Below are 21,667 nucleotides of genomic sequence, written 5' to 3'. Positions count from 1 at the left end.
GTTAGTGGGCGACGGCAGCAGCGCCGTGTTCGTCAATGAGTGCGCCGTTGTGGAAACGGTCGATGGAAAACGGCGCGGCCAGTGGGTGCATTTCACCCTTGGCCAGGCTTGCGGCAAACACGTTGCCCGAGCCAGGTGTGGCCTTGAAACCACCGGTGCCCCAACCGCAGTTGAAGAACATGTTCGGCACCGGGGTCTTGGAGATGATCGGGCAGGCGTCCGGGGTGGTGTCGACGATGCCGCCCCACTGGCGGTTCATGCGCACCCGCGAGAGCACCGGGAACATTTCGACGATGGCCTGGATGGTGTGCTCGATCACCGGGTACGAACCACGCTGGCCGTAGCCGTTGTAGCCGTCGATACCGGCGCCAATCACCAGGTCGCCCTTGTCGGACTGGCTGATGTAGCCGTGTACGGCGTTGGACATGATCACACTGTCGATGATCGGCTTGATCGGCTCCGATACCAACGCTTGCAATGGATGGGACTCAACCGGCAGGCGGAAGCCCGCGAGCTTGGCCATGTGCCCGGAGTTACCGGCGGTCACCACGCCGACACGCTTGGCGCCGATGAAGCCCTTGTTGGTTTCAACGCCGATGCACACGCCGTTTTCCTTGCGGAAACCGATCACTTCGGTCTGCTGGATCAGGTCCACGCCCAACGCGTCCGCCGCCCGGGCAAAGCCCCAGGCCACGGCATCGTGACGGGCCACGCCGCCGCGACGCTGGACGGTGGCGCCCATCACCGGGTAGCGGGTGTTTTTCGAGCAATCCAGGTATGGGATTTCGTCGGCCACTTGCTTGGCATTGAGCAGCTCGCCGTCCACGCCGTTGAGGCGGTTGGCGCTGACGCGACGCTCGGAATCACGGATGTCCTGCAGGGTATGGCACAGGTTGTAGACGCCACGCTGGGAAAACATCACGTTGTAGTTCAGGTCCTGGGACAGGCCTTCCCAGAGTTTCATCGCATGTTCGTACAGGTGGGCCGACTCGTCCCACAGGTAGTTGGAGCGCACGATGGTGGTGTTGCGCGCGGTGTTACCGCCGCCCAGCCAGCCCTTCTCGACCACGGCCACGTTGGTGATGCCGTGTTCCTTGGCCAGGTAATAGGCGGTCGCCAGGCCATGCCCGCCACCGCCGACGATGACCACGTCATAAACCTTTTTCGGCGTCGGCGTGCGCCACATCCGCTGCCAGTTTTCATGGTGGCTGAGTGAGTGTTTGAAGAGGCCGAAGCCCGAATAGCGTTGCATAGTCATTTACTCCAAAACCGACTCAGCGATAAACCGGGAAGTCCGCGCACAGGGCCGCCACTTGCTGCGCGACATTGGCCTCGACATCGGCATCGCCGAGGTTGTCGAGGATGTCGCAGATCCAACCGGCCAGCGTGACGCACTGGCTGACCTTGAAACCGCGCGTGGTCACCGCCGGGGTACCGATACGCAGGCCCGAGGTCACGAACGGCGATTGCGGGTCGTTCGGCACGGCGTTCTTGTTGACGGTGATGTGGGCGCGGCCCAGGGCGGCGTCGGCGTCCTTGCCCGTCAGGCCCTGGCGAATCAGGCTGACCAGGAACAGGTGATTATCGGTGCCGCCGGATACCACATCGTAGCCACGCTTGATGAACACGCCAGCCATGGCCTGGGCGTTTTCGATCACTTGCTGTTGATAGGCCTTGAAACCTGGTTCCAGGGCCTCCTTGAAGCACACGGCCTTGCCGGCGATCACGTGCATCAGCGGGCCGCCCTGGGCGCCGGGGAATACCGCGGCGTTGAGCTTCTTCTCGATTTCTTCGTTGGACTTGGCCAGGATCAGACCGCCACGGGGACCGCGCAGGGTCTTGTGGGTGGTGGTGGTGACCACGTCGGCGTACGGCAGTGGGTTTGGGTACAGGCCGGCGGCAACCAGGCCAGCGACGTGGGCCATGTCGACGAACAGCAGCGCACCGACCTTGTCGGCGATCTGGCGGAAGCGTGGAAAATCCAGGGTCTTGGAGTAGGCAGAGAAACCGGCAACGATCATCTTCGGCTTGCACTCGACCGCCAGGCGCTCGACTTCGTCGTAGTCGATCAGGCCGGTGGTGGTGTCGATGCCGTATTGCACCGCGTTGTAGAGTTTGCCTGAGGACGACACTTTCGCACCGTGAGTCAGGTGACCGCCGTGGGCCAGGCTCATGCCCAGGATGGTGTCACCGGCTTGCAGCAGGGCCAGGTAGACGGCGCTGTTGGCCGACGAACCGGAGTGGGGCTGGACGTTGGCGTAATCGGCGCCGAACAACTGCTTGGCGCGCTCGATGGCCAGGGCCTCGACCTTGTCGACGTGCTCGCAGCCACCGTAGTAGCGCTTGCCCGGATAGCCTTCGGCGTATTTGTTGGTCAAGCCGCTGCCCTGGGCCTGCATCACACGCTTGCTGGTGTAGTTCTCGGACGCGATCAGTTCGATGTGGTCTTCCTGGCGTTGCTCCTCGGCATTCATCGCCGCCAGCAGTGCATCATCGTAGCCTTGGATTTGGTCTTGCTTGCTGAACATCGCGTCTCTCCCAGCGGCGGCGGTGCGCCTTTCGTCTCGGTGAGGCACGGACCGTTTCGGTCGTGCCCTTTGGATGCGATGGTATGGCCGGCGCAGGCAGGTCAAATGCCTATGGACGCCACGCAAAGGTGCGTTTACGACATGGGATCAAATGGAATCGAACACCTTCCCTTGTGGTGAGAGAACAAGGGTTATGCAAAGGCTTGGCGAACCGCGAGCAACAGCAGAAAGTGCGCGGGATAGAGCAGATAGGCCCAACGTCGCATCGGCACCGGATGAAAACGACCCGCGTGTCGCAAAAGCACCAGGCCCAGCCCTGGCGCGATCAGGCAAGCCACCAACCCCCACAACGCCACCGCATCCCCCAGCCACGCGGCGCCATACAGCACCCGCCATTGATTGGCCGCCACGCACACCAGTCCCGGCAGCAAGGCCAGAAACAGCGAGCGCTTGAACGCCAGCCATGTCGCCAGTGGCAGCAGCACCCCATAGAAGCCAAACATCAACCGCGACGAAAACAGCGCCGCCAGCAGCAACGCCATCGCGGCCAGGCATCGCGCTTCCAAGGTGGGCGTCTGCCAACAACGCGCTACCAATAACCCAAGCACCAACGTAGGCATGACATTCAAGGTGGCGGGGGCGGGAATGAACAAGCGGTAGGGAATTTCGCTGACGGCGCTGAACAGCAACAGCCAGCCCAGGTAGCGCCACGCATCGGTGCCGGCGGCGCCGCCGCTGCGCGCCAGGTTTGCCGCCATCGCCAGGCAGAACCACGGAAACGCCAACCTCCCCGGCACATACAGCCAATCGACGGAAAAACCGACATATCGCAGATGATCGAGGACCATCGACAACAGAGCCAGCCACTTGAGCAGGTCCAGGGCGCCGTCGCGTCGACTCATGTGCGTCGCGGCCCTGGGGCTTTGTGATTTTCTGACAGAAACATCCCGTATGTTCCCCCGCTAATCTTGGGTAAAGTGCGCACCAACATAGACCACGGCGTTGCGCACTCAAGCACGCCGGACCAAGGAACCCCCATCCGGGAATTCCGCCAGGGATCTCTTACCCAGGACTCTCTAATCAAGGAGCACGGCCATGACCGACAAGAGTCAACAATTTGCCAGCGACAACTATTCCGGCATCTGCCCTGAAGCCTGGGCGGCCATGGAAGAAGCCAACCAGGGCCACCAGCGCGCCTACGGCGACGACGAGTGGACCCATCGCGCGGCGGATGATTTCCGTGCCTTGTTCGAAACCGACTGCGAAGTGTTCTTCGCGTTCAACGGCACGGCGGCCAACTCCTTGGCGCTGTCCTCACTGTGCCAGAGTTATCACAGCGTGATCTGCTCGGAAACCGCCCACGTCGAGACCGACGAATGTGGCGCGCCGGAATTCTTCTCCAACGGCTCCAAGCTGCTGGTGGCACGCACCGAGAACGGCAAGCTGACGCCCGACTCGATCCGCGAGGTCGCCCTCAAGCGCCAGGATATCCACTACCCCAAGCCGCGCGTCGTGACCCTGACCCAGGCCACGGAAGTGGGCAGTGTCTACACGCCGGAGGAAATCCGCGCCATCAGCGTCACCTGCAAGGAGCTGGGCCTGAACCTGCACATGGACGGCGCGCGATTCTCCAACGCCTGCGCCTTCCTCGGCTGCACCCCGGCAGACCTGACCTGGAAGGCCGGCGTGGACGTGTTGTGCTTCGGCGGGACGAAAAACGGCATGGCGGTGGGCGAAGCAATTCTGTTCTTCAACCACGACCTGGCCGAAGACTTCGACTACCGCTGCAAACAGGCCGGGCAACTGGCGTCGAAAATGCGCTTCCTGTCCGCGCCCTGGGTCGGCCTGCTGCAAAACGACGCCTGGCTCAAGCACGCCCGCCACGCCAACCGCTGCGCGCAATTGCTGGCGGAGCTGGTCAGCGACATCGAGGGCGTGGAACTGATGTTCCCGGTCCAGGCCAACGGGGTGTTCCTGCAACTCTCGGAGCCGGCTATCGCCGCGCTGACGGCCAAGGGCTGGCGCTTCTACACCTTCATCGGCAAGGGCGGCGCACGCTTCATGTGCTCCTGGGATACAGAAGAGGCGCGGGTGCGGGAATTGGCGGCGGATATTCGGGAAGTGATGGCGGGCTAGGAAATATTGCAGGTTCACTTGTGGCGAGGGGATTTATCCCCGCTGGGCCGCGAAGCGGCCCTGAAATCTGCGGACGCGATGTATCAGATTGATCGAGTTGATTGCTTTAGGGCTGCTTCGCAGCCCAACGGGGATAAATCCCCTCGCCACAAGAGCTCATCGCGCGCCTGAGAGAACGGATCAAAACTCGATCCGCACATCCCCCTTCGGCACGCTGCAGCACGACAGGATATAACCCTCGGCCTCGTCGTCCTCGGTGATCCCGCCGTTGTGCTCCATCTCCACTTCCCCGCCTAGCTTCAACACCTTGCAAGTGCCGCAGATGCCCATGCCACAAGCCTTGGGGATCATCAGGCCGAGCTTGGCGGCGGCCGCGTGGACGGTTTCGCCCGGTGCTACGCCGATGCTCTTGCCGGAGGCGACGAATTCCACTTGGTGCAGGTCCGCCTGGTCAACTTCCGGTGCGTCAGCGGCCTGTTCGGCCTGTTCCACCGCATCGGCGCGGGCTTCCGGTGGCGTGGCGCCAAAGGATTCCTCGTGATAACGCTTCATGTCGTAGCCGGCGGCTTCCAGCAGGCGCTTGACCGCACTCATGTACGGCGTCGGGCCGCAGCAGAACACTTCGCGCTCGAGGAAATCGGGCACCATCAATTCCAGCATCTTGTGATTCAAGTATCCGCGGTACCCGGCCCACGGCTCGCCCAGGCCATGTTTTTCGCAGATCAGGTGCAAGCTGAAGTTGTCGATCCGCGACGCCATGTGCTCCAGCTCGCGGTGGTAGATGATGTCCTTGGGCGAGCGAGCGCTGTGGACGAAGGTCATGTCGACGTTGGCGTTGGTATCGTAGAACCAACGCGCCATGGACATGCACGGCGTAATTCCCACGCCACCGCTGAGGTAAAGCACTTTCGGACTCGGGAAATCGATGGCGTTGAACAGCCCCACCGGCCCGTGCACCGCCAGTTCCTGGCCCTCGTGCAGCGTATCGTGCAGCCAGTTGGAAACCTTGCCCCCCGGCACGCGCTTGATGGTCACCGAGAAGCTGTAGGGCACCGACGGCGAACTGGAAATGGTGTAGGAACGCATGATCGGCTGGCCTTCGATTTCCAGCTCCAGGGTGACAAATTGCCCGGGCTTGAAAAAGAACATGATCGGCTGGTCGGCCATGAAACAGAATGTGCGCACATCCCAGGTTTCCTGGATGACTTTGACGCAACGAACGATATGTCGGCCATTGGCCCAGGTCTGGGTGGTGACCGGGTTCAGGAAATTATTGGACATGCTGATCTCCACGGCCGACTGTCGGCCTTAATGATGGCGATTGTGCTTAGGCGCCTGTACCGCCATTTACCTATCTGCGACATTCACATACTTATCGCGACCAGCCCCCAACTACCGGGGCTTGCGCGTCGGGAACAGATTGGGCCATGTCGCCCATGGATAAGGTTGCGCCCCTGCGCGGCCCCACACTCGCCCCAACAGACAATCACAAATTTCTGCCTTGCGTAGCACAACCGATCAGCCACTTTTTTGATGGTCTCGTAGAGGACCATGAGGACAAAACGATGGACGTCACCACCACCCTGAGCCTGGGCGATCCGCTGGAACCCGCACGCAAGGCCACCGCGCAGATGCTGCAAGAGCGCGAGCGCACCTTTTCGCTGCCGCAGCCGTTCTACTCCGATGAGCGCTTGTTCGATATCGACATGCAGGAAATTTTCCAGAAGGAATGGTTGATCGCCGGCATGACCTGCGAAATCCCGGCCAAGGGCAACTACCTGACGCTGCAGATCGGCAAGAACCCGATCATTGTGATTCGCGGCGCCGAGGGCGTGGTGCATGCCTTCCATAACGTCTGCCGCCACCGTGGTTCGCGGCTGTGCACCAGCGACAAGGGCAAGGTCGCCAAACTGGTCTGCCATTACCACCAGTGGACCTACGAACTGGACGGTCGCCTGCTGTTCGCCGGCACCGAGATGGGTGCCGACTTCGACATGAAGCAGTACGGCCTCAAGCCGGTGAACGTGAAGACCGCCGGCGGCTACATCTTCATCAGCCTGGCCGAGAACCCACCGGCCATCGATGATTTCCTGTCGACCCTGAACCACTACATGGAACCCTACGACATGGAGAACACCAAGGTGGCGGTGCAAACCACCTTGATGGAAAAGGCCAACTGGAAACTGGTGCTGGAGAACAACCGCGAGTGCTACCACTGCAACGCCTCGCACCCTGAACTGCTAAAAACCTTGCTGGAATGGGACGACGTCACCGACCCACGCGCCGACCAGGCGTTCAAGGACCACGTGGCCGCTTCCGCCGCCGCTTGGGAAGCCGAGAAGATCCCTTACGCCCACGCCAGCTTCGGCCTGCGCAACCGAATCGTGCGCATGCCGCTGCTCAAGGGCACCGTGTCGATGACCATGGACGGCAAGCAGGGCTGCGCCAAGCTGATGGGCCGCATCAAGAACCCGGACCTGGGCTCGATGCGCATCCTGCACCTGCCGCACTCGTGGAACCACTGCATGGGCGACCACATCATCGTGTTCACCGTGTGGCCGATCAGCGCCCAGGAAACCATGGTCACCACCAAGTGGCTGGTGCACAAGGACGCGGTCGAAGGCGTCGACTACGACGTAGAGCGCATGCGCCAGGTCTGGGACGCCACCAACGACCAGGACCGTCGCCTGGCCGAGGAAAACCAGCGCGGCATCAACTCCACCGCCTACCAGCCGGGCCCGTACTCCAAGACCTATGAGTTCGGCGTGGTGAATTTCGTGGATTGGTACAGCGAGCGCTTGCTCAACAACCTGGGGGCCGAACCTGCGCCGTACCTCAAGGGCGTTCCGGTCCAGGGCTAAGTCAGAAGCATCGTTGGATCGCCGCCCGGAGCAAGCTCGCTCCCACAGGTTCTGTGACCGACACAGAACCCTTGTGGGAGCGAGCCTGCTCGCGATAGCGGCCTGACATTCACCGACTACCTGGACGACCACCGCACACTGCCATCCTCCCCATAAAACGTCTCGACAATCTCCTCCCCCCTCAGCTGAACCTTCACATACCCATTCAACACCCGCTCCGGATACGTCTCGTCCCCCGCCAGTTCAGTTTCCGACCATAGCACCCGGGCATGCCCGTTCAACTCGCTGGTGGTGCCATAGGGAATCGCCCCGTGCCCGGCGCAGCGCGCATGCAGCCCACCTTGGGGTGCGTAACAGATGCCATTGTGCAAATGGCCCCAATACCAATAATCCGGCTCGCGCCCCAGGGCGTCGCAGACTGGTTGATAAAGCGCAGTCTTGTTGTGCCCTGAAATATCGAAGCCTTGGTGATGACTGAGCACCATGAGCTTCTTGCGCTTGGGCAGGGTTTTCATCCACTCGATCTGCTGGGTGTTGAGGGTGCCGTCCATGTACAGGTTCATTGCGTCCGAAGCGTAGGCACTGTCGAGCCCGACCACCAGCCAGTCGTCGTTGTACAAGGCGAAATAACTGGTGCCCTGTTGCACCGGAAAACGCGACGCCAGCTCCTTGAAGTAGCCATGGGCGCCGCTGTACATCTCATGGTTGGAGTTGAGGGTGAACGACCCATGCTTGCCCTGCGGCCACCCGGCCATGTCGACATCTTCCTGGGAATGCGTGCCGGCGTAGTAGACATCGCCCAGGTGGATGGTGAAGTCAGCCTGGGCCAGTTGCATCTGGTTGGCGACGGCCACCGCGGGTGCGTGACTGTCGAACGGCCCGGTGCCCCAGTCGCCTGCGATGGCGAGCACCACGTCGTTGTCCATTTTCACCAGCGCCGGGGTGGTGGCGAATGTCGCGTGGTGGCGCAGGTTTTCAATCCATTTGAGCAGCGCCTCGCTCCACAGCAGGTCCAGCAATTCCCATTTGCGGCACCCCAGCAAGGTGCCGTCCTTGAGTACTCGGGTGCGTAGTTCGTCTTCGCTTTGCGGCAAGGCGCTGGCGTTGCCGATCTTCAGGATCGACAAGCCATGAGCGAGCTCCCAGGGCACGGCCGGCTCATCGTCCGGCAGATCGCCGTGATCGATGACGTGCCTGGCCTGGTCATGGCCTCGCTGCAGCAGCTTGACGATGGCCTGGAATTCCTCCGGTTCAAGATCGTTGACGAGTTTTTTCCAGGACATTTCCAGCCGCGTGACCAACCCATGCAGGCGGACCTTGACCTTGTCGAACTCATGTTCCCAATGATGCAGTAATGACATGTGGACGCTCCTTCGTTGTGCCCTGGACTACAGGGTCTTCATGAATTCGATCAGGGCCCGCTTGTCGACGTCCGACAGTTGCGTGCCATATAGGTGACCGCCGTTGTGATTGCCTTCCAGGCGGGTGTCGTATTTGAAATCGGCCGACGCCTTCATCTGCGCGCCGCTGGTGATGAAGCCGACCTTCTGCGGATCGTAGATATCGGAGCCGGTGTAAAAGACTTGCGGACGCTGCTCCGGCGCTTGCAGCAAATCCCACAAGGTCGGGACCGAGCCGTTGTGCAGGTACGGCGCACGCAACCAGATGCCGTCGGTGGGCGTGTTGCTGTAGCTCTGGGTCTTGCGGTAGGCGCCGAAGTCGAACGGCGGTTTCTTGAAGCCGTGGAACGCGCTCACCAGGCCGGTGGTAAAGGAGTTCAGGCGATGGGGATCGGTGCCCAACTGGTCGATATTGGTGGTGACTTGCCCGGTATCGCTGCGCCCGAAATCGTGGCAACCGGCGCAGTTTTGATCCCAGATCGGCTTGCCCTGGGCAACTTTTCCTTGGTCCAGGGCGAACGGCCACGCCGGCGCCTTGTGGCCAAGCAGCCAGTTGGTCACGCGGTTGAAACTAGGCGGCAGTACCGATCCCGGCGTCGCTCCCACGGCCATGGCGGCGGCGTAGTTGCGTTCGTGGATCTTGTTGTTATTGCCGTCCCAGTGCAGGAACATGGACTCGCGAGGTTTCTGGTTCCACACCTGGGGCAAGTCCACGGTGCCGATGGTGGAGTCATCCGGGAAGCCAAAGACCACCATCTTGGTCGGGTTGAAGGTGTCGGTCCGCCCTGGCCCCTGGGCCGGACGCAGCTTCTGCCAGGCATAGGCCTGCTTCTGCTTGAGCAACGCGCTTTTTGCCATTGGGATGATCAGGTAGCGGTTGTAGAGCTTTTCGAAAAAGCCCAGCTGGAACTTGCCGTTGATCGCCGCCATGACGGCGTCGGGGGTGAATTTCGGGTCGCTGGCACACTCGTAGGCGAACCATTGAAAGGCTTGCAGTTGCAGGGTATTGGCCGGCGCGGCGGCGACGGGCACCGCGACGTCGGAGGCATTGGCCCGATACGAACCGGTATGGCACAGGGCGCAGTTCGGCTCCACGGTGGGGTAGCCGAGCTGCCGCTTGGCCATGCCGATGGGCAGGTCGTTGCCATTTTCATAGAGAAAACCGAACACCTCGTAGCCGCCTGGCTTGGGCATTTTTTCCGGACACATCTGCGGCAGCACGGCGAACAGGTAATAGGGAATCCGCGCCTCGATGCCCAGGCCGATGGCGGCGTATTTGTAGTGATCTTCATCGGATGCAAAGTCCGGTTGCGGCACTTCCCGGATCATCTGGTACCAGGTCTGGTAGCCGATGAAACCCAACAACAAGACCACCACCAACGTGCCGACCCTGAACGCGTGGCTCTGCCAGCGCAGCGCCCAGCCGGCGCGCCACTCGCGCCAACCGGCCTGGAGCAAGGCCAGCGGACGGTTGGCCACCGGGCTGCCCAGGTAAAGCAGCACGCCCAGGATCAGGAACATGCTCAGGTCGCCCATCAACATCGGCACGAACAACGAGCCCTGGTTGTTGGTGTTGATCAGGTAGATCCAGAACACCACCGCCACCAGCCGCGACAGCACGCACAACCACGAATGCACCACGAAACGCGGCGCGTTGAAGCCCGAAGGCATGTAGAACAGGCTGATCCCCACCAGCAACATGCCGGTGTTCTCCAACCAGGGATCGGACAGCACGGGCGGCAGGCCAAGCATGGACGTCAGCAACGCCGGCGCGAACAGCGCCGGGATCGCGAAGACCATGTTCATGACGATGCCGATCCAGATGATGCGTTGGAACCAGCGGATGTGAGCGTTCATGGCATCCTTTTCCTTATTCTTGACTCACCACAAAACCCATGTGGCGTGGGAGCTTGCTCCCGCTGGGCCGCGTAGCGGCCCCCAAGACTTCAAAAGCGACGACTGCTTCGCAGCCGAGCGGGAGCAAGCTCCCTCGCCACCGAGGGCAGCCAGCTAGCCCAGCGCCGTTTTCTCCAGGTGCTCAAGAATGATCGGATACACATCCACCACCGCATCCTTGCCGAACATGCAGTCGATGTGACCGTAGCCGGGTATCTCGTGGCGGCTGAACAGTTGCGGGCCATGCATGTCGCACAGCCGCTCGTAGGTCTTGAGGGTGCTTTGCGGCAGGTAGCACTGGTTGTCGGCACCGCTGATGAAGCAGATCGGCAAACTCAACCGATCGAAATGCGGCATGTAGACGTCGTTGCCCTTGAAGTCCACCAGATGCCCCTTGCGCACGATCAACGCCAGATGCTCGAAGGTCTGGATGTTCGACTCGCCGAACAATTCGTGCAGGTTGTCGTGCAGGGTTTCGTTGAGGGTGTCGTGGCGGTACAGCGAGGCGTACATGAACGTGATGCGATGACAGACCGGGTTGGTGCAATAACCCTGAGCCTCGATCCGGGCATAGCCATTGAGGGCCTTGTCGTAGAGTTTGTTGAACCAGCTTTCCTTGGTGTCGGCGTAGGCCGTCATGGATTTGATGCCGATGGCATCGAGCACTCCCGGCAGGTGCAGACCGGCCTTGAGCCCCGTGGCGGTGGCGACCACCGTGTCGGCCGCGATCTGCGAGCAAACCACCGAACGCACGCCCTGCAACCCGGCGAGCATCGACATGAAGAAGGTCGTCGCGCCATAGCAATGCACCACGCATTGCACGTCGCGGGCCAGGGTCGCCTGCTGGATCTGCTCGATGGCCGCCTTGAAGTCGTACTGGGCCACCTGGTCGCCATTCCATTCATGCTTGCTGGCCGGCAGCAGGATGCTGACGCGCAGGTCCAGTAGCCAGACGTCATATTCGTGCTTGCACAGGTACTCCAGCAGGTTGGTGTGGATGGTGTCGGTGGAGAAGATATTCGAGCCCACGCCCAGGCCATGCACCAACATCACGGGGCCCTTGCTGCCAGCTTGGTAGCGGGTCAGGCGAAGCTCGACGTTATCTTCGGTCTGGAAGAAATGCACCACCGGGGCCGGCGCATCCAAGGGGCGTTTCAAGCGTGGCGGCGCGTCCGGGTTGAAGTAGACGTCGCCGGAGAAGACGCCGCCGTAGCTTTCCCACAAGATACCCGCGAAGAACTTGCCGAACCGCGCCAACGCCTCCACGCGCTCACGCTCATTGCGGGCGTTGAGCACTTTCATGGTGGTCATCTGCCTGGCGAAGTCGGCCGGCAGAATGTGCATGACGCCGGAGCCGAGCACCGCGCCGGTCTTGTCCGGCCCGCGATAAAGCGTGACGTACAGCGTGCTGGTGTCGTGCCAGATGTTCAGCACGCCGTTGTCCTCGGGCACGGTCTTGAAGGCGCTGAAGTAATAATCGCTGCCGTCTTCAGCGGTCAGCTTCATGTCGTAGTTCATGTGCCGCACGCCGACCTGTTCCTGGTATTGCTCGAACAGGTTGAATACGCCATTGCTGGCAACCAGGGGCTTGGGCGACAGCAGCGGCGCATCGAGGGTGCCCACCAGCGTCGCGGCGTGCTCCGGCTCCTTGATCAGGCGATTGAGGTCGGCGGCGGTGATGGTCAGGGTGAACTCAATGGGTGAGTTATCGGCCTGGCCGCGCTTGGCCGCCGCTTCGTAAAGGCTGAGGTCGGTGCCTTGGGGCTGGGTGAACGCCGTGGAGAAGAAGCCCTTCATGGTTTCGGTGAACTGCACGCCGAGGGTTGGCGCCGCCACCGGTTTGCGCGGCGCCGACGGTAGCGTGTAATCGATCAGCCAGCCGCGATCAGCCGCCAGCAGCCCCATGTTGCGCTCACTCACTGCTGAAATCGTCAGCAAGGGATTGACCGCCAGAGAGGTCGGAATCACCGAGCCGTCCGTCACATACAGGCCCGGGTAGACGTCGGTGCCGCTGGCGCCGCTGAACACCTGGCCCTTGTGGTTGACCACGCCCTGGACCGCGTCCTCGCCCATCACGCAACCGCCTAGTGGATGAACCGAAACGATGCTGTGCTTGAGCAACTTGGTCCAGATCGGATTCTCGACCCAGATCCCGCCCAGGGCCTTGGTGCTCTGGTGCAGACGCTCGTTGCCAAGGGTGACGTTTTCCTGCTCGCCGACACCGGGCCAGTCGATGCGCAGTTGGTCCTTGTTATCGAGCACCATGCGGCCCTTGCCGTTGTCATGGCTCATGATCAAATAGGTCTGCATGTTGTGCAGCGCGCCGTAATACGGCCCACGCAGGAAACTCTCGGCCTCGCGGCCCTTGTACTTGAGGCTGGCACCGAAGCCGGTGTCGGTGGGCACGCCGATCGTTTCGGCGAACGCCGCCATGCTTGGCACCATGGCTCGGCCGAGGGCGCCGGGGATCGAGCCTTCCTCGATCACCATGCGGCTGCGCCAGTCGCCCTCGGTGCGCATGTCGATGATCGACGTAATGCATGGCCCCACCGGCTCGAGTTCCTTGGCCGAATGGGCACCAAAGCCGATGCCGTTGATCACTTGATCGCAGTTGTGGCCGAAACCGAGGATGTCACCGTTGCCGCTCATGTTTTCGCCCAACTGGGCGGACATCGACAGGCCCTTGTCCCGCGAGCGCAGCATGATTTCGGTGGAACCCAGGGTGCCGGCGGACACCACCACGATGTCCGCGCGCACAAAGAGCGTCGGCGCCGAAAACATTTCGCGACCGCTGTCCAGGTATTGGAAATGCACGATCCAGCCGTCACCCTCGCGCTCCAGGTGACGCACCTCGGCCTGGCAGAAAATCTCCGCGCCATGGTTCCAGGCATCCGGCAGGTAGTTCATCAGCGTGGTGTTCTTGGCCTTGTTGTTACAGCCCGAGACGCAGTCGCCACAGCCATTGCACGGCAGTTGCTCAACGCCGACGTGATTGAGATTGTTGGGCAGCTTGTCGAAGGTGACGTTGATCGGCGGTTTGTAGAAGTGGGCGCCTTGCTTGAGGTAGTCCGCCGACTTCTTGTGGGCGTCGAGCTTGGGCAGGTTCGGCGAGGACGCCGGATAAGGGTTGGACTTGAGCATTTCACGGGCCCGGGCGTAGCCGTCCTTGAGCAACGTATCGCTGTGCTCGCGCATCGCCAGGGGCCAGCGCGGGTCCTCGAAGACACCGGGCTCGGCTTCCAGCGCAACGTTGGCGTTGATCAGCGAGGTACCACCCAGGCCACACCCGACCACCACGTTCTGCTGGGCGTTGACGTGCAGGTCGAACAACCCGGTGCGCGAACCGATGTGGCCGTCCGGGTCATGCACCTGCAATTCTTCGGTGGCGGCGAGCAAGGTATTGGGATACTCGCCGGGCTGGATCTCCCGGCCGCGCTCCAGCAGACAGACCTTGCGCCCGGCCCGGGACAAGCGTGACGCGGCGATACCGCCGCCGTAGCCGGAACCAATGACGATAACGTCGTAGTGCTCCTTGATTTCACTGATGGGGGTCGAGATCCGTGTCATGTTCAAGTCCTCTCAGGCAGAAGGGGCAACTCTGCGGTTGCCTGTAAATTCACAGGCGCAGGAACGCCTGGCCACTATCCCGTATGGGTTGAAGCGGCAGTCAACGGTGACTGGGGAAAAGCTCAGGTGTTATAGGCGTGCACGCTGATTGGCCCCGCGACGATGGGTGCGTCGAAGCGGCGAGACGGCAGGCGTGGGGATGCATGTCGGGGCTGAAGCGGGAAACGGTTGGGGGGCCTTGCTATCCATCGTGCGTTCTCCCTGAACCAGATATGGATAATGTTCGCTGTCCTTGTGCCATGAGTGAAGACAGGCGACACCCCTACGTCAAGGCAGTTCCTTAGAACTGTATGAAATTTGATCTATCGCGATTAGCACTAAGCCGGCCGTGGCTCCCAGAGTTCCGCGAACAAGTTATCTACATGACCACCCACAGCCAATGGGGACAAATGTGCACGCGCCGGCAATTTACCGAAGGCAATGTGAATAAAATCCGTGACTTATCAAACGGCAACAATTTCCTGACGGTGTGACTGTTTTTTGATCAGCACTCTGAGAGCCTTTGATTTAAAGGGCTACAGGGCATAGCGAACACCTTATCCACAGAAGCGCCAACAGGGTTTGGGGGTAACTTTGACGGTTTTGTGGAAAACCCATTTCACGCCCTATAGATCCGTGTTTTCCAGTGGTTTTCCGGGTGACGGCGCGAATCTGGCTATTATTTGATCAGCGCCGTGAAAGCCTCGAAGCGCTTGGCCTGTAGCGGAGAGCGAACATCTTATCCACAGAAGCGCCAACAGAGATTGGGGGCAAGTTTTGCTCGAAGCGGGGTTTTATTCACGGAGAAAAGCCAATAAAAACCGTAAGTTAGGCTGGCTGTTTTTTGATCGAAGGGCTACAGCGCCTGATTGGCGTGGGCCGTAGCGAGGGGCGAACAGGTTATCCACAGAGGCGCACACAGGGATTGTGAGTAACACCGAACCAACTATGGGAGCGAGCCTGTTCGCGAAGACGGCGCATCGGTAGATACCTTCAGCGGCTGACGGAATGTCTTCGCAAGCAGGCTCGCTCCCACAGGGTTTTGTTTTGAATTAGGTTTAACGAACTACCCCTTCCTCTACCAACAATTTGAGAATCGCCTCTGCCCCTGCCTCCGGGCTCACGCCCTTGAGCACCTGCCCGCCCCCGCCGCTGGCCTTGGCCGTGGCGGCTTTCATGCGATCGGCGCCGCTCTTGGCCTTGATCACTTTCAGGCGCTTGGGCCTTGGCTTGGCCGGTTGCAGGGTCGCCACGGCCAACAACGTATCGTCAATGACCTCGACCTCTTCAGCATGCAACGCCCCACGCCGCGCCGGGCCGTAGGCGCTTTGCCGAGGTTTTGGCGCGGCGTTATCCACAGTGGCGAGAAATGGCAGGCGCACCTTGAGCCGCCGCCGCTGACCACGGGGCAAGGCTTGCAATACCAGGGCCGCGCCGTTTTCGATGGATTCGACCTGGGCCAGCCCCACCACCAGCGGCCAACCGAGGCTCTCCGCCAGCAAAAATGGAAGCATGCCCGAACCTTCGCCGGTTTCCGCCTGGCTGCCGGTCAGCACCACCTGGGCGCCGGCGTCACGCAGATAGTCGGTGAGGGCCGGCAGCGCGTCGGCTCCGACGGGGTTTTCCAGGACGTGAAGTTCATCCAGCCCCATGCCCAGATAAGCGCGCAACGCCGGTTCCGCCACATCCCCGGCATGCAGCACTTGCAGGTCGTTGCCGGCCAGCTGCAGGCCCAGTTCCACGGCACGGGCGTCTTGCTCGGCGCGCCGTGGCCGACCGGAGGTCGGGTGGGCGCCGATGGAGACAAGGCTGATCACTTGGGTACTCATGAACGTTTCCTTAGCTTAAGCCGCATCGCGCCTGGCTTCGTTGCGGTAAGCCTCTACCGCCGCGATCAGGGCCTGGAGAATCGCCGCGCTGTCACCGATCACCGACAGGTCCGCCCGTTTGATCATGTCGCAGCCCGGATCGAGGTTGATCGCCACCACCTTGTCGCAGGCGCCGATGCCTTGCAGGTGCTGGATCGCCCCAGAAATCCCGACGGCCACGTAGACCCTCGCCGTGACCCAGGTGCCGGACGCACCGACCTGGCGATCCCGGGCCATGAAACCGTCGTCCACCGCTACCCGCGAGGCACCCTCGGTCGCGCCCAAGGCCGCCGCTGTCCTGTGGAAAAGCGCCCAGTCCTTGACGCCGTTGCCGCCGGAGAAAATAAACTCGGCCTCTGCCATCGGAATCGCACCCGGGTCAACCGCCACCGCGCCGAGGTCTTCAATGCGCGACAGGCTGCGCGCCACGCTTGTGGATAACTCCACCGGCAGGGCTTCGTGACGGGTTTCGCTGACCGGCTCGGCGCATTCGGCTGCGGCCAGGATCAACCGCGCCAATGGCCGTGCGAGGTCTTGCAGCCCCGCACCGGCGCGGCCGATGCAGGCCTCGCCCTGGACCTGCCAGACCCGCGTGGCCGGGCGTTCGCCCAAGGCCGCGGCAAAGCGCCGACCCAGTTCGCCACCACCGCTGCGGCTGTCGGGCAGCAGCCAGTGGCGTGGGTTGAATTGGTTATCCACAGCCCGTAACCCTTGCACCCGCTGCTCCGGTGCATAACCGCTGAATTCCTCGCCATCGAGCACCAGCAAGCGGTCCACGCCCGCCGTGGTGAAGGTGTTCTCCTTGTGCTCGCCGAAGACCACGGCCAGCACCGCCCCGTCACTGCCGGCCAGCTGATGGGCCAAGCCCAGCAAATCGCGGTCGTGGCTGCTGAGGCGGCCGCCGACCATATCCGGCACAACGCTGATGTAGAACGCCGGTTGCACGACTTGATGCAGCGGCAATTGCACTTGCGTCGCGGCGGTGCGTTTGGTTGCACCGCCCTGCTGGGCACCGCTACGGTCGATGCGCTTGATGCCGTTGGGGCCGATGAAACCGACGCCATGGACGTTCTTGCGAATGACGCCGTTGGGCCCCATCCAGCTGTGCTGCACCGGTTGCATGGCCGTGTGCAACGGGTGCAGGCGGTTGCGGGCAATCCACTCGGCGCGAGGGTCGCGGCGGATGATGTCGCTCATTAATGCACCTCCGCAGGTTCACGTTTGGCCGGCGCCACAGGCTTGCGCGGCGCAGCCTCTTCAAGCAGCGCGTCGGCCACCAGTTCGGCAATGTCCTTGATCATCGGCCGAGGTTCGACCACGCCTTCGAGCATCGCGGTGCATTGTGGACAACCCACCGCCACCAGCTCGGCGCCGGTTTCACGGATGTCTTCCATGCGCATGTCCGGGATGCGCTGCTTGCCCGGGATGTCGGTGATCGGCGCGCCGCCGCCACCGCCGCAGCAACGGGAACGGAAACCGGAACGCTGCATTTCCTTCACCTCGATGCCGAGCGCACGCAGCACTTGGCGCGGCGCTTCATATTCGCCGTTGTAGCGGCCCAGGTAGCAAGGGTCGTGATAGGTCACGCTGTCGCCCTTGTGCTGACCAAGATTCAGGGCGCCGGCGTCGATGATCTCGGCCATATAGGTGCTGTGGTGCTGCACCAGGTAATTGCCATCAAAGGCACCGTATTCGTTTTTCAACACGTGGAAGCTGTGGGGGTCGCACGTGACGATGCGGTTGAAGCTGTATTTGGCCAGGGTCTGGATATTGCGCTTGGCCAATAGCTGGAACGTCGCTTCATCACCCAGGCGCCGGGCCACGTCGCCGCTGTCGCGCTCCTCGAGACCGAGCACGGCGAAGTCGATTTTCGCCGCCTTGAGCACTTTTACGAAGGCACGCAAGGTGCGCTGGTTGCGCATGTCGAAGGCGCCGTCGCCGACCCAGAACAGAACGTCGGTGGATTTCTTCTCGCTGAGCAGGTCGAGGTTCAGGTCCGCCGCCCAATTCATTCGCCCGCCCGGGGCGAAGCCGCCGGGGTTATCGGTGGCGATGAGGTTTTCCAATACCTCGGCGCCCTTGTTCGGCGTCGCGCCTTTTTCCAGGGTCAGGTGACGGCGCATGTCGACGATGGCATCGACGTGCTCGATCATCATCGGGCATTCCTCGACGCACGCCCGGCAGGTAGTGCAGGACCACAGGGTCTCGGCGTCCACCAGGCCGTTGACGATCGGCTGATGCGGATTGCCGCCGTGCTCACCCACCGGTTTGCCTGGATAAGGGCTGCCGGCGAATTTCGCATCGGTGCCGCCGGCCAGGCCGACGACCATGTCCTGGATGAGTTTCTTCGGGTTCAACGGCTGGCCGGCGGCGAACGCCGGGCAAGCCGCTTCGCACTTGCCGCACTGCACGCATGCGTCAAAACCCAGCAGTTGGTTCCAAGTGAAGTCCTTGGGTTTTTCCACGCCCAGCGGTGCGGCAGGATCGTTCAGGTCCAACGGTTTGAGACCGGTGGAACGGCCACCACCGAAGCGTTCGGCGCGACGGTGCCAGGCCAGGTGCAGGGCACCGGCGAAGGCGTGTTTCATCGGCCCACCCCAGGTCATGCCGAAGAACAATTCCGACACGCCCCACAACACGCCGACACCCAGAATCGCCGCCACCAGCCAACCACCGAAGTTCTCCGGAAGGATGCCCGCCACCGGCAGCGTCACCAAAAAGAACGACGCCGAGAAGGCCAGCAGGCTTTTCGGCAGGCGCATCCACGGGCCTTTCGACAAGCGCGCCGGCGGGTTGCGCCGACGCAGGTACATGAAGATCGCGCCCACGAACATCACCGCCGACATCAGCAGCAAGGCGTAGCCGAGGATGCGGTTGTGCAGGCCAAAACCATGGACCAGGATCGCCAACACAATCGACGCCACCGCACCACCCGCCGTGGCGACGTGGGTGTTGGCAATGTATTTGTCCCGCGCCACCACATGGTGCAGATCCACCATGTAGCGTTTGGGCATGGCAAAAAGTCCGCCGATCAGATCGACCTTGGCCGGTCGTCCCCGGCGCCACATGTTCACCCGCCGCAAGGCGCCGAGGGCAGCGAGGCCCAGGGCTGCGAACAGCAGGATTGGAAGAAGGGTGTTCAACATAGGTGTTGCTCCCAAAGACCTCAGGGTCTTGCAGGTCGAGATGCCTTACTCGGTGCCTGTGGGAGCGAGCTTGCTCGCGATTGCATTCTGTCAGTCACATTTGCATTGACTGACCCACCGCTTTCGCGAGCAAGCTCGCTCCCACAGGATCATGTGCAAGCCGTTAGAAATCCTTGCACAACCGCAGGGCGTCGTAGATGGCCGCGTGGGTATTACGCTGGGCCACGCAGTCGCCGATGCGGAACAGCAGGTAACCGTCGCCGCTCTGCTCCAGGCACGGCTGGGGTTTGATCGCGAACAGGGCTTCGACGTCGATCTGGCCCTTGTTGCGCGAACCTTCCTTGAGCGCGTAGTAGATTTCTTCGTCCGGCCGCACGCCGTTCTCCACCACCACCTGGTCGACCACGCGTTCTTCCTTGGCGCCGGTGTATTCGTTCTCCAGCACCGCCACCAGCTTGTCGCCTTCGCGGTAGACCTTTTCCAGCATCATGTCCCCGGTCATGATCACTTCCTTGGGGTACATGCTGCGGTAGTAGGTGGGGAACGAAGTCCCGCCAATGGCCACGCCCGGCTTGATGTCGTCGGTGACGATCTCGACCTGGCTACCCTTGTCGGCGAGGAAGTCGGCCACCGACATGCCGGTGAATTCGCAAATGGTGTCGTAGACCAGCACGTTCTTGCCCGGCGCGACCTTGCCGTCGAGCACGTCCCAGCTGCTGACCACCAGCCCTTCGGCGGCGCCCCAGTGTTCGTTCTGCTCCACGTTCGGATGACCGCCGACGGCGAGCACCACCACGTCCGGACGCAGGTCCATGATGGTCGGCGCGTCCGCCGCCACGCCCAGGCGCAGGTCGACTTTCAACCGCGCAAGTTCCAGTTGGAACCAGCGGGTGATACCGGCGATCTGGTCCCGTTGCGGCGCTTTCGAGGCGGTGGTGATCTGTCCGCCGATGAATTCCTTCTTCTCGAACAGGGTCACGTCGTGCCCACGTTCGGCGGCCACGCGCGCCGCTTCCATCCCGGCCGGGCCGGCACCGACCACCACGACTTTGCGCTTGGGCCCGGTGGACTTCTCGATGATGTGCGGCACGCCCATGTATTCACGGGACGTCGCGGCGTTCTGGATGCACAGCACGTCCAGGCCCTGGTACTGGCGGTCGATGCAATAGTTGGCGCCGACGCACTGCTTGATCTGGTCGACCTGGCCCATTTTGATCTTGGCGATCAGGTGTGGGTCGGCAATGTGGGCGCGAGTCATGCCGACCATGTCGACGTAGCCGCCCTCCAGGATCCGCGTGGCCTGGTTCGGGTCCTTGATGTTCTGCGCGTGCAGCACCGGGACCTTGACCACTTCCTTGATACCGGCGGCCAGGTGCAGGAACGGCTCCGGTGGATAACTCATGTTCGGAATGACGTTCGCCAGGGTGTTGTGGGTGTCGCAACCCGAACCCACCACGCCGATGAAATCGAGCATGCCGGTGTCGTCGTAGTACTTGGCGATCTGCTTCATGTCCTCGTGGGACAAGCCGTCCGGGTGGAACTCGTCACCGCACAGGCGCATGCCCACGCAGAAATCCTCGCCCACTTCGGCGCGCACGGCCTTCAACACTTCCAGGCCGAACTTCATGCGGCCTTCGAAGCTGCCGCCCCATTCGTCGGTACGCTTGTTGACCCGCGGGCTCCAGAACTGGTCGATCATGTGCTGGTGCACGGCCGACAGCTCGACGCCGTCCAGGCCCCCGGCCTTGGCACGCCGCGCGGCCTGGGCGTAGTTGCCGATCACCCGCCAGATTTCTTCTGGCTCGATGGTCTTGCAGGTGGCACGGTGCACCGGCTCACGCACGCCGGACGGCGACATCAGGGTCGGCCAGTTGAAGCCGTCCCAACGCGAGCGACGGCCCATGTGGGTAATCTGGATCATGATCTTGGCGCCATGCTTGTGCATGGCGTCGGCCAGGTTCTGGAAGTGCGGGATGATACGGTCGGTGGACAGGTTCACCGAGCTCCACCATTCCTGCGGGCTGTCGATGGCAACTACCGACGAGCCACCGCAAATCGCCAGGCCGATGCCGCCCTTGGCCTTCTCTTCGTAATACTTCACGTACCGGTCGGTGGTCATGCCGCCGTCGGTGGCGTAGACCTCCGCGTGCGCGGTGCTGAGCACGCGGTTGCGGATGGTCAGCTTGCCGATCTGGATCGGCTGGAACATTGCTTCAAAAGCCATGG

The 21,667-nt window shown here is 62.0% G+C and carries 13 protein-coding genes; 2 read left to right on the top strand and 11 right to left on the bottom strand.

All coding sequences use genetic code 11. The annotated features are described in order from the left end of the window. Position 1 precedes the first annotated feature (1 nt). The 3 genes from DOCECA_RS24585 to DOCECA_RS24575 form a co-directional block, all read right to left on the bottom strand. On the bottom strand, positions 2-1,252 hold the full coding sequence (locus tag DOCECA_RS24585; protein WP_030139293.1) for a sarcosine oxidase subunit beta: 1,251 nt from the start codon (positions 1,250-1,252) through the stop codon (positions 2-4). A 22-nt stretch (positions 1,253-1,274) separates the two neighbouring features. Continuing rightward, positions 1,275-2,528, bottom strand: a complete 1,254-nt coding sequence (gene glyA, locus DOCECA_RS24580; protein ID WP_420764937.1) for a serine hydroxymethyltransferase — start codon at positions 2,526-2,528, stop codon at positions 1,275-1,277. Between the two features lie 191 nt (positions 2,529-2,719). Then, positions 2,720-3,430, bottom strand: a complete 711-nt coding sequence (locus DOCECA_RS24575; protein ID WP_445571216.1) for a TraX family protein — start codon at positions 3,428-3,430, stop codon at positions 2,720-2,722. 193 nt (positions 3,431-3,623) lie between these two features. Here DOCECA_RS24575 and DOCECA_RS24570 point away from each other — a divergent pair, with 193 nt between their 5' ends. Beyond that, positions 3,624-4,664 (top strand): threonine aldolase family protein, encoded by a 1,041-nt coding sequence (locus DOCECA_RS24570; RefSeq protein ID WP_420764939.1) that lies wholly within the window; start codon positions 3,624-3,626, stop codon positions 4,662-4,664. A gap of 180 nt (positions 4,665-4,844) precedes the next feature. Here DOCECA_RS24570 and gbcB read toward each other — a convergent pair whose 3' ends face one another. After that, positions 4,845-5,945 (bottom strand): glycine-betaine demethylase subunit GbcB, encoded by a 1,101-nt coding sequence (gene gbcB / locus DOCECA_RS24565; protein ID WP_434561917.1) that lies wholly within the window; start codon positions 5,943-5,945, stop codon positions 4,845-4,847. A 284-nt stretch (positions 5,946-6,229) separates the two neighbouring features. Between gbcB and gbcA the strand changes: the two genes are divergently transcribed. Beyond that, the gene (gene gbcA / locus DOCECA_RS24560) at positions 6,230-7,525 is read left to right on the top strand and encodes a glycine-betaine demethylase subunit GbcA (RefSeq protein ID WP_434561915.1); all 1,296 of its coding nucleotides are present in this window, start codon (positions 6,230-6,232) and stop codon (positions 7,523-7,525) included. 116 nt (positions 7,526-7,641) lie between these two features. Here gbcA and DOCECA_RS24555 read toward each other — a convergent pair whose 3' ends face one another. From DOCECA_RS24555 to dgcA, 7 genes are all read right to left on the bottom strand, one after another. Beyond that, a complete protein-coding gene (locus tag DOCECA_RS24555) occupies positions 7,642-8,886 on the bottom strand; it encodes a metallophosphoesterase (protein ID WP_420764942.1) in 1,245 nt (414 codons plus the stop codon). A gap of 27 nt (positions 8,887-8,913) precedes the next feature. Continuing rightward, positions 8,914-10,782, bottom strand: a complete 1,869-nt coding sequence (locus DOCECA_RS24550) for a c-type cytochrome (protein WP_445571215.1) — start codon at positions 10,780-10,782, stop codon at positions 8,914-8,916. A 153-nt stretch (positions 10,783-10,935) separates the two neighbouring features. Further along, positions 10,936-14,388: a GMC oxidoreductase gene (locus DOCECA_RS24545; RefSeq protein ID WP_445571214.1), complete on the bottom strand. Its 3,453-nt coding sequence runs from the start codon at positions 14,386-14,388 to the stop codon at positions 10,936-10,938. Between the two features lie 1,097 nt (positions 14,389-15,485). Continuing rightward, a complete protein-coding gene (gene etfB / locus DOCECA_RS24540; RefSeq protein WP_420764945.1) occupies positions 15,486-16,256 on the bottom strand; it encodes an electron transfer flavoprotein subunit beta in 771 nt (256 codons plus the stop codon). Between the two features lie 15 nt (positions 16,257-16,271). Further along, the gene (etfA, locus tag DOCECA_RS24535) at positions 16,272-17,492 is read right to left on the bottom strand and encodes an electron transfer flavoprotein subunit alpha (RefSeq protein ID WP_434649818.1); all 1,221 of its coding nucleotides are present in this window, start codon (positions 17,490-17,492) and stop codon (positions 16,272-16,274) included. Further along, positions 17,492-19,441 carry a dimethylglycine demethylation protein DgcB gene (dgcB, locus tag DOCECA_RS24530; protein WP_434609123.1) on the bottom strand — a complete coding sequence of 650 codons (1,950 nt, stop codon included), beginning with the start codon at positions 19,439-19,441 and terminating at the stop codon, positions 17,492-17,494. Before dgcB ends, etfA begins: the two co-directional genes overlap by 1 nt. A 163-nt stretch (positions 19,442-19,604) precedes the next feature. Further along, positions 19,605-21,665, bottom strand: coding sequence for a dimethylglycine demethylation protein DgcA (gene dgcA / locus DOCECA_RS24525; protein WP_420764948.1), 2,061 nt, complete (start codon positions 21,663-21,665; stop codon positions 19,605-19,607). Positions 21,666-21,667: the final 2 nt, after the last annotated feature.

The sequence above is a fragment of the Pseudomonas sp. E102 genome (genome assembly GCF_052660185.1).
This window is presented reverse-complemented; position numbering and strand designations above follow the sequence as displayed.

Coding starts and splice junctions, on each gene's coding strand:
- DOCECA_RS24585 (WP_030139293.1), bottom strand. CDS start 1,252: ATGCAACGCTATTCGGGCTTCGGCCTCTTCAAACACTCACTCAGCCAC.
- glyA (WP_420764937.1), bottom strand. CDS start 2,528: ATGTTCAGCAAGCAAGACCAAATCCAAGGCTACGATGATGCACTGCTG.
- DOCECA_RS24575 (WP_445571216.1), bottom strand. CDS start 3,430: ATGAGTCGACGCGACGGCGCCCTGGACCTGCTCAAGTGGCTGGCTCTG.
- DOCECA_RS24570 (WP_420764939.1), top strand. CDS start 3,624: ATGACCGACAAGAGTCAACAATTTGCCAGCGACAACTATTCCGGCATC.
- gbcB (WP_434561917.1), bottom strand. CDS start 5,945: ATGTCCAATAATTTCCTGAACCCGGTCACCACCCAGACCTGGGCCAAT.
- gbcA (WP_434561915.1), top strand. CDS start 6,230: ATGGACGTCACCACCACCCTGAGCCTGGGCGATCCGCTGGAACCCGCA.
- DOCECA_RS24555 (WP_420764942.1), bottom strand. CDS start 8,886: ATGTCATTACTGCATCATTGGGAACATGAGTTCGACAAGGTCAAGGTC.
- DOCECA_RS24550 (WP_445571215.1), bottom strand. CDS start 10,782: ATGAACGCTCACATCCGCTGGTTCCAACGCATCATCTGGATCGGCATC.
- DOCECA_RS24545 (WP_445571214.1), bottom strand. CDS start 14,388: ATGACACGGATCTCGACCCCCATCAGTGAAATCAAGGAGCACTACGAC.
- etfB (WP_420764945.1), bottom strand. CDS start 16,256: ATGAGTACCCAAGTGATCAGCCTTGTCTCCATCGGCGCCCACCCGACC.
- etfA (WP_434649818.1), bottom strand. CDS start 17,492: ATGAGCGACATCATCCGCCGCGACCCTCGCGCCGAGTGGATTGCCCGC.
- dgcB (WP_434609123.1), bottom strand. CDS start 19,441: ATGTTGAACACCCTTCTTCCAATCCTGCTGTTCGCAGCCCTGGGCCTC.
- dgcA (WP_420764948.1), bottom strand. CDS start 21,665: ATGGCTTTTGAAGCAATGTTCCAGCCGATCCAGATCGGCAAGCTGACC.